The sequence below is a fragment of the Rhodococcus sp. R1101 genome, from assembly GCF_000278445.1.
GTDB lineage: Bacteria > Actinomycetota > Actinomycetes > Mycobacteriales > Mycobacteriaceae > Rhodococcus > Rhodococcus gordoniae.
Window position 1 is genome coordinate 1 of record NZ_AJVB01000143.1, and the last position, 8,466, is coordinate 8,466.

Genomic DNA, 8,466 nt, shown 5'->3' on the forward strand with positions numbered 1-8,466 from the left:
TGCGAGGTCCCGAGGACTTCGAGGAGAAGCTGCTCGACCCAGCCACCCGAGGACGCTTCACGCAGCAGGTGGTTGGGTCCGATGAGGAAGACCACGGTGGCGGGCAGCAGCACCGGCCACCAGCGGCGGTAGGCCGGCGCGATCAGCAGCGGCACGAGGAACAGGGCGTACACCCAGTGGTGGGTGACGGCGATCGGAGCGGCGAGCAGCGACGCCAGGCCCACCAGGGCCACCGCGACCACCGGCTCGTCGGCCCGCAGGAAGCGGTAGGCGGCCCACGCGGTACCGGCCACGATGATTAGCGCACCGGCCAGCCACAGTGCCTTGGCGGTGCCGTCGGAGAAGTCGAAGCGGGCGATGAGACCGGTGAGGGCCTGATTGCGGAAGAACGACGGGTCGCCGGCACGGTCGGTCGCGAAGAACTCCGTCGTCCAGAAGTAGACGGTCGAATCGGGGCGCAACCAGTAACCGAACGCGACGGTCGCGGCGAAGGCACCCAACGCGCGGAATGCCGACGGCCAGTCGCGGCGCAGCAGGAAGATCAGACCGAAGGCAGCCGGGGTCACCTTGATCGCGGCGGCCAGCGCGATACCGACACCGCGGAAGCGCTTCGGGATCACGCCGAGCAGATCGGCGACCACGAGCGCCATGAGCACGATGTTGATCTGGCCGAACGTGAAGTTGGAGCGGAACGGCTCGAGCCACAGCACCGGCCCGAGCGACGCGGCGGCGATCAGACTCGGCTGGGACATGTCGAGTCGCCGGTAGACGACCCTGAGCACCCACCACACGAGAGCGATGAGCCCTGCCGTCCACAACACCTGCAGTGCGGTGCTGCCCACCAGCGCCATCGGCGCGAACAGGAACGCCGCGAAGGGTGGGTAGATGAACCGGAAGCCGGAATGACTGAAGAAGCCCTCCGTGTACAGGGGGGTGTGATGCAGGAAGGCCCAGCCGGCATCGCGGAAGACGTCGAGATCCATGAGGTACTCGTTCACCGCGTCGCGCATGTATCCCGCGACTGCCAGCGCCGAGACCGTCAGACCGATGGCGATCAGCAGGGATCGAACAGGTCGGGAACGGACTTCGGTCGACAGCACGGGCGATACCTCCCGGTCGGAAACAGGTGCGTCGCCACGTTACACAATCGTTGTCTTCGGGATCGGGCGACGAGAACAATGCCTCCCCAGCCGTTTTGACGGAGATTTCCGTTTCGCACGCTTGCCGGGTGAGGTGGATCACAGTGCGGGAAGGCCTCGGCCGTCTGTTCGCGAGGAGAGTATTCGGCTTTCCGGCCCTTGCATCGGAAAGCCGAATACTTCCGTAGCGGAGTCAGTCGACGCTGCTGATCTCGTTCGGGGTGCGCGGCAGTTCGGCCGAGCGAATCTCCCCGGAGGTCACATCCACCGCGTGCAGCGAGTCGGTGGTGGGATCGGTGACGAACGCCGTCCCGTCGCGCACCTCGAGTGCGGGCCGGGGTGCCTGCCACTCGTCGGGTTCGGTCCACGGCTCGAGTACCTCGATCCGCCGGACGATCTCCCCGGACCCGGGATCGATCACGTGAAGGTTGCCGTCGGTGCCGAGGACGAGTGCTTCACCCGCCGGCCCGCGACCGAGTGAGCGGAAGGTGTAACTCGTGCCGAGGTCGACGAGGCGCACCGACGCGGTTCGGGTGTCCACGAGCGCGACGCGTTCGGGGCGTTCGAGTTCCGCGTCGGGATCGATCTTGTAGTCGCCGAGGACGACGGGCGAGTCCTCGCTTCCCGCCTGGTTCCCGATCCGGCCGTACGGGTCGGGAACCGGCGCCTTGGTGAACGATCCGTCGCGGAAGATGACCGTGCCGTCCTCGCATCCGAAGGTGACGACCCCGTCGGCCGCGACCGTCTCACCGTGGACGCCGGGGCACTCGTCGGTGCGCGCGATCTCGGTGCCGTTCTCGTCGAGCAGGGCCACCCCCGTCCGCTTCTCGGAGTCGCCGAGGGTGACGAGCATGCCGCCGTCGGGCATCGGGACGGCCACGCCGTGGTGGGCCTCGGGAAGCATACGGCTGTCGAGGGTCGGGAGTTCGGTCGCCGAGGCGAGGTCGGCGGGGTCGAAGACGTCGATGCGTCCGGTGCCGTCGTCGAACAGTGCGGTGACCCCGGCATGCGGCACGACGTGTCCGGGCTTCTCCGCGGTGAACGTCAGGTCGGTGAGAGCGGGCGCTCCGGAGTAGTGGTGGCCGTGGTCGCCGTGCGCCTCCGTCCAGCTACCGGTGTCGAGGACGCGGAATCCGCCCTCGGTGGAGATCAGCACGTGCCGTCCGTCGCCGGCGGGGGAGAGCCGGTTGAAGCCGTCGAGCGCGAAGTCGCCGACGACGGAGAGGTCGTCTTCGTCGACGACGAGAACACCGCCGTCGTAGGTGACGACGAGGCGCGGTTCTGCGCTCGCCACCTCCGCGGCGGCGGTGGATGTGGGCGTCTCGGGGGTGTCGGCCTCGGTCGTGCCGGTGCATGCGGCAGCGAAGGTTGCAGCGACGACGGTGAGGGCGGCGCCGCCGTAGCGGGAGAGCGTTGTCATGCAGAAAGAAATAGCCGCTATCGAAAATGAATGTCAAAGTCTGTAATGCGCATGCGTGCATGGACTCGGCAGGCACCGAGGTTGCAGTTGTCGTCGAGAATTCACCGAAACATCGACAACGACCACGGTTTCAACCGCGGGCGCGACCTGCGGCCGGAACGACCGGGATCAGTCGTGCCACTCGATGGTCTCGTCGAGCGTGGCGCGATCCGTGCGACACGCATTGGCCGGATGCGCCTCGTCGGCGTAGCCGAACGAGATGGCGCAGACGATGTCGCGGTCGTCGTCGATGTTCAGTTCGCGTCGCAGCGCGGTGGAGGTCATTGCGACGGCAGCCTGCGGAACGGCGGCGATGCCGAGCGATTCGGCGGCGAGCAGCAGCGTCGAGACGTACCCACCGCAGTCGACCGCCCCGTACACGCCGAGGGCCTTGTCGGTGGTGATGATCGCGACGTGCGGCGCGCCGAAGAAGCGGTAGTTCTCGAGCATCTGCTCGGTGCGGCGCTGGTAGTCGTCGCGTGCGATACCGAGCGCGTTGTACAGGGCATAGCCGGCGCCGCGTCGACGTTCGGCGTACGCGCCGCGGTATTCGGCGGGCCCCGGGATGTCGGGATCCGGATTGCCGGAGGTGGCCTGCGCGTAGACGGCCTCGCGCAGGCGGTCGATGGTCTCGCCGCTGACGATGTGGGTCTGCCACGGTTGCGAATTGCACCAGGACGCCGTGCGCTGCCCCATGAGCAGCATGCGTTCGATGTCCTCGCGCGGGACCCGCTCGGTCAGGAACGCGCGGCAGCTGAAACGAGTGTCGAGGAGGGACGACAGCGTGTCGGCGGCAGAAGTCATGGCACCACGATGGCACAACATTTCAATTAGCGTTCGCTCAGCCTGTGGGAGGGGGAGGCACCTCTTCGTTCGGCTTTCCGGCACCTGCCGGGGAACGTCGAACAAGGGGTCAGACGATGTCCTCCTCATGGCCGGGAGCGACGCGACGCAAGCCCCGGTATGCGTCGGTCGGGGTGCTCTTCCCCGTCACCACCGCCGCGACCTCGGCCGCGATGGGCATCTCCACCCCGTACTCGTGTGCAAGTTCCATGACCGTCGGCGCGGTCTTCACCCCCTCGGCGACCTGCCCCAGTGCCTCGACGGCCTCGTCGATGCCGAGTCCGCGCGCCAGCGCCTCCCCGATCCTGCGGTTCCTCGACGACGGGCTCGTGCACGTCGCGATCAGATCTCCCATGCCCGTGAGCCCGGCGAACGTACGCGGGTCCGCGCCCATGGCTTCCCCGAGCCGCGTCATCTCCGCCAGTCCGCGGGAGAGGACCATCGCCCGGGTGTTGTCGCCGACGCTGAGCCCTTCGGCCATTCCGGCCGCGATCGCCACGATGTTCTTGAGGATGCCGCCCAGTTCGCAGCCCAGCACGTCGGTGTTGCGGTAGACGCGGAACAGCGACGTGGCGAAGAGGGGTTGCAGTGCGGCTCCCACTGCCTCGTCCTGCATCGCGACCACCGCCGCGGCGGCCATCCCGTCGGCGATCTCTCCGGCGATGTTCGGCCCGGCCAGTAACCCGACGGGATGTCCCGGCAGACATTCGGTGATCACCTCGGTGGGCCGAAGCCGCGTGCCCGGCTCGAGACCCTTGACGAGGGAGACGACCGGCACCCATGCTCGCACCTCGTCCGTGACCTGTTCGAGCGTCTTGCGCATCGCATGCGACGGGACACCGACGACCAGGACGTCGGCTTCGCGCGCGGCCTCGGCCAGATCGGAGGTTGCGCGCAGGCTCTGCGGCAGAGGGCGTTCACCGAAGTACCGGCGGTTGCGGTGCTCGGTGTCGATCTCGCGGGCCGTGTCGTCGTTCCGCGCCCATAGTGTCGTCGGAGTGTTCCGCGCGGACAGGGAGGCGAGCGTGGTGCCCCACGACCCCGATCCGAGAACGACGACGCGAACCGCACGAGCCATCGGTGACCTTTCGTCCGTCCATGAGCAGGTAGGGACAGGTTGTCAGTTTTCCGGGTTCGCCGGGTCGTGTTTGTGCTTCCGTGGTCCTCACGGGGTGAATCGTCTGTGGACTCCCACGAGGAACGGATTGTGACGCCGCCACGTGGCACGATCGGACCGTGCCCGGTAGACCCGTCACCGATCAGCGTCTGCGCGACCTCGCGTTGCTGCGCCGCGTCCGCGATCGCATCGATCGCGAGTACGCGCAGCCCCTCGATGTGGAGGCGCTCGCGCGGGGCGTGAACATGTCGGCCGGACATCTCAGCCGCCGGTTCCGCAGCGCATACGGCGAGTCGCCCTATTCGTATCTCATGACCCGGCGCATCGAGCGGGCCATGACCCTGCTGCGACGCGGCGATCTCACCGTGACCGAGGTGTGTTTCGAGGTGGGGTGCTCGTCGCTCGGTACCTTCAGCACCCGGTTCACGGAACTCGTCGGTGTGCCTCCGAGCGTCTACCGCACACAGGCATCCGAGGAGACGAACGGGATCCCGTCGTGCGTGGCCAAGAATGTCACCAGACCGATCAGGAATCGAGAAGCGCGGACGGGTCCGCCGGTCCTACCGTGATCGGCATGGACATCACCATTCACCAGACATTCCTTCCGCACACCGATCCCGAGGCGTCCCTCGCGTTCTACCGCGATCTGCTCGGCTTCGAGGTCCTCAACGACGTCGGCTACGCCGGGAAGCGCTGGATCACGCTCGGACGCAGCGACACTCCCGGTACGTCCCTGGTGCTGTACCCGCCGGACGCCGACCCCGGCATCACGGAGGAGGAGAACGCCACCATCGCCGAGATGATGGCCAAGGGCACCTTCGCGTCGATCATCCTCGCCACGAAGGATCTCGACACGGCGTTCGAGCAGTTGCAGGCCGGCGACACCGAGATCGTCCAGGAACCCACCGACCAGCCGTACGGCGTCCGCGACTGCGCTCTCCGCGATCCCGCGGGCAACATGGTCCGCATCCAGCAATTGCGCTGACCGATCCTACGATCGGCCTTACTCTCCGATCGTTGTATTCGTTTCCGAGTCCGTACCGATACGAACACTGGAGTCTTCGACCATGACCTCGACGAAGGACGCACCGGCACACGAAGAGCACGTCGCCGACACCCACGACGCGATCCGGGTACACGGAGCACGGGTGAACAATCTCCGCGACATCAGCGTGGAGATCCCGAAGCGGCGGCTCACCGTGTTCACCGGTGTGTCCGGCTCGGGGAAGAGCTCGCTGGTGTTCAGCACCATCGCCGCAGAATCCCAGCGGTTGATCAACGAGACGTACAGCGCGTTCGTGCAGGGTTTCATGCCGACCCTGGCCCGCCCGGACGTCGACGTGCTCGACGGCATCACCGCGGCGATCATCGTCGGACAGGAGCGGATGGGATCGAACCCGCGCTCGACGGTCGGCACCGCCACCGATGCCAACGCGATGCTGCGCATCCTGTTCAGCCGGGTCGCGCAGCCGCACATCGGTCCGCCCAACGCCTATTCGTTCAACGTGCCGTCGGTGCGGGCGAGCGGCGCGGTGACGGTGGAGCGGGGCGCGGGGAAGACCCAGGCCGAGAAGGTGACCTTCAACCGGCTCGGCGGCATGTGCCCGCGCTGCGAGGGTAAGGGGTCGGTATCCGATTTCGACCTGACCGTGCTCTACGACGACGGTCTCTCTCTCAACGAAGGCGCCCTGAAGATCCCCGGTTACAGCATGGACGGCTGGTACGGCCGGATCTACCGTGGGTGCGGCTTCTTCGACCCCGACAAGCCGATCGCGAAGTTCACCAAGAGGCAACTCCACGACCTGCTGTACAAGGAACCCACCAAGGTCAAGGTCGAAGGCATCAACGTCACCTTCGAAGGATTGATCCCGAAGATCCAGAAGTCGTTCCTGTCCAAGGATCTCGACGCGATGCAGCCGCACATCCGCGCGTTCGTCGAGAAGGCGGTCGTCTTCTCCACATGCCCGGACTGCGAGGGGACGCGTCTCGCCCCAGAGGCGCGGTCGTCGAAGATCGACGGCAGGAGCATCGCGGACGTGTGCGCGATGCAGATCAGCGATCTCGCCGAATGGGTTCGCGGATTGGATCTTCCGCAGGTCGCTCCACTGCTCGCCGGGCTCCGGCATCTGCTCGACTCCTTCACGGAGATCGGGCTGGGCTATCTCTCACTCGATCGTCCCACCGGCACTCTGTCCGGGGGAGAGTCGCAGCGCACCAAGATGATCCGGCATCTCGGGTCATCGCTGACCGACGTCACCTACGTGTTCGACGAACCGACGATCGGTCTGCATCCGCACGACATCGCCCGCATGAACAACCTGCTGCTGCAGTTGCGCGACAAGGGCAACACCGTGCTCGTCGTCGAGCACAAACCGGAGTCGATCGAGATCGCCGACCACATCGTCGATCTCGGTCCGCGTGCCGGCACCGAAGGCGGGCAGGTGGTCTTCGAGGGCACGGTCGACGAACTGCGGCATGCCGACACCCTCACCGGCAGGCATCTCGACGACCGGGCGTCGCTGAAGCCCGAGGTGCGTACCCCCTCCGGGGCACTGGGGATCCGCGGCGCCGACACCCACAACCTGCAGAACGTCGACGTCGACATCCCCCTCGGTGTGCTCGTCGTGGTGACCGGCGTGGCTGGTTCGGGCAAGAGCTCACTGATCCACGGTTCGGTGGCCGGACGCGACGGGGTGGTCTCGATCGACCAGAGCCCCATCAAGGGGTCGCGGCGCAGCAACCCCGCGACCTACACGGGTCTGCTCGAACCCGTCCGCAAGGCGTTCGCGAAGGCCAACGGCGTCAAGCCGGCGCTCTTCAGCTCCAACTCCGAGGGGGCCTGCCCCACCTGCAACGGCGCCGGCGTCGTCTACACCGACCTCGGAGTGATGGCCACCGTCGAATCGGTCTGCGAGGACTGCGAGGGCAAGCGTTTCCAGGCCGCCGTGCTCGAGTACACCCTGGCGGGACAGAACATCGCCGAGGTGCTCGGCATGTCCGTGGCGCAGGCGCAGGAGTTCTTCGCCGGGGGCGAGGCGCGCACACCTGCAGCGTCGAAGATCCTGCAGCGACTGTCCGACGTCGGGCTCGGCTATCTGCGGCTGGGCCAGCCCCTGACCACCCTGTCGGGAGGTGAACGGCAGCGGCTCAAACTCGCCACGGCCATGGCCGAGAAGGGGGAGATCTACGTCCTCGACGAACCCACCACGGGTCTGCACCTCGCCGACGTCGAACAGTTGCTCGGTCTGCTCGACCGGCTCGTCGAGTCCGGGAAGTCGGTGATCGTCATCGAACATCACCAGGCCGTGATGGCCCACGCCGACCGGATCATCGACCTCGGTCCCGGCGCCGGCCACGACGGTGGACGCGTCGTCTTCGAGGGCACCCCCGCCGAACTGGTGGAGAAGCGGTCGACGCTCACCGGTGAGCATCTCGCCGCCTACGTCGGCGCCGGTGTCAGCGGCTGAAATCCGGACGCTCCATCAGCCACGACACGGCCACGCCTGCGACGAGCCCCCAGAATGCCGCACCGATGTTCCACACGGTGATGTTCGAGGCGGTGACCACGAACGCGACGAGCGCACCCATCGTGTGTTTGTGCGCGAACCCGGCCACGAAGGCGCCCTGCAACGCCTTGAGCATCGCCAGGCCGCCGAGGGTCGCGACGAACGAGGCGGGCGCGGCGATCATCCACCGGACGAACAGCGGTGCGAACAGGCCGAAGACGATTGCCAGGGCGCCGCACGTGATCGCCGCCGTGTACTGACGGGCGCGTTCCCCGGAGGCGACGAGCAGCGCGTTGGTCGGTCCGGTGAGGCAGGTCGACACGGCACCGACGCAGGCAGCGGGGAAGGACCACAGTCCGCACGCGATCGCCGAGACGTTGACGGGCGGGTTGTGGCCGGCCG

Annotated in this window: 8 protein-coding genes; 3 read left to right on the top strand and 5 right to left on the bottom strand. The window is 67.1% G+C overall.

The features are described 5' to 3' along the window. The 4 genes from R1101_RS0111330 to R1101_RS0111345 all read right to left on the bottom strand — a co-directional run. Positions 1-1,100: glycosyltransferase 87 family protein (locus R1101_RS0111330; protein WP_016933547.1), on the bottom strand; the 1,100-nt coding region annotated here is incomplete at its 3' end. 232 nt (positions 1,101-1,332) lie between these two features. Continuing rightward, on the bottom strand, positions 1,333-2,559 hold the full coding sequence (gene aztD, locus R1101_RS0111335; RefSeq protein WP_016933548.1) for a zinc metallochaperone AztD: 1,227 nt from the start codon (positions 2,557-2,559) through the stop codon (positions 1,333-1,335). A 168-nt stretch (positions 2,560-2,727) separates the two neighbouring features. Then, positions 2,728-3,402, bottom strand: coding sequence for a nitroreductase (locus R1101_RS0111340; protein WP_016933549.1), 675 nt, complete (start codon positions 3,400-3,402; stop codon positions 2,728-2,730). Between the two features lie 109 nt (positions 3,403-3,511). Continuing rightward, positions 3,512-4,519 carry an NAD(P)H-dependent glycerol-3-phosphate dehydrogenase gene (locus tag R1101_RS0111345; protein WP_016933550.1) on the bottom strand — a complete coding sequence of 336 codons (1,008 nt, stop codon included), beginning with the start codon at positions 4,517-4,519 and terminating at the stop codon, positions 3,512-3,514. Positions 4,520-4,677: 158 nt separating this feature from the next. Here R1101_RS0111345 and R1101_RS0111350 point away from each other — a divergent pair, with 158 nt between their 5' ends. The 3 genes from R1101_RS0111350 (at position 4,678) to R1101_RS0111360 (ending at position 8,025) form a co-directional block, all read left to right on the top strand. Then, on the top strand, positions 4,678-5,127 hold the full coding sequence (locus tag R1101_RS0111350) for a helix-turn-helix transcriptional regulator (RefSeq protein ID WP_016933551.1): 450 nt from the start codon (positions 4,678-4,680) through the stop codon (positions 5,125-5,127). Positions 5,128-5,132: 5 nt separating this feature from the next. Beyond that, on the top strand, positions 5,133-5,543 hold the full coding sequence (locus tag R1101_RS0111355) for a VOC family protein (RefSeq protein WP_026003156.1): 411 nt from the start codon (positions 5,133-5,135) through the stop codon (positions 5,541-5,543). Positions 5,544-5,625: 82 nt separating this feature from the next. Next, positions 5,626-8,025, top strand: a complete 2,400-nt coding sequence (locus R1101_RS0111360) for an ATP-binding cassette domain-containing protein (RefSeq protein ID WP_016933553.1) — start codon at positions 5,626-5,628, stop codon at positions 8,023-8,025. Here the strand turns inward: R1101_RS0111360 and R1101_RS0111365 are convergent. Then, the coding region (locus tag R1101_RS0111365) for a benzoate/H(+) symporter BenE family transporter (protein ID WP_016933554.1) at positions 8,015-8,466 on the bottom strand (452 nt) is incomplete at its 5' end. The two genes, R1101_RS0111360 and R1101_RS0111365, sit on opposite strands and share 11 nt — an antisense overlap.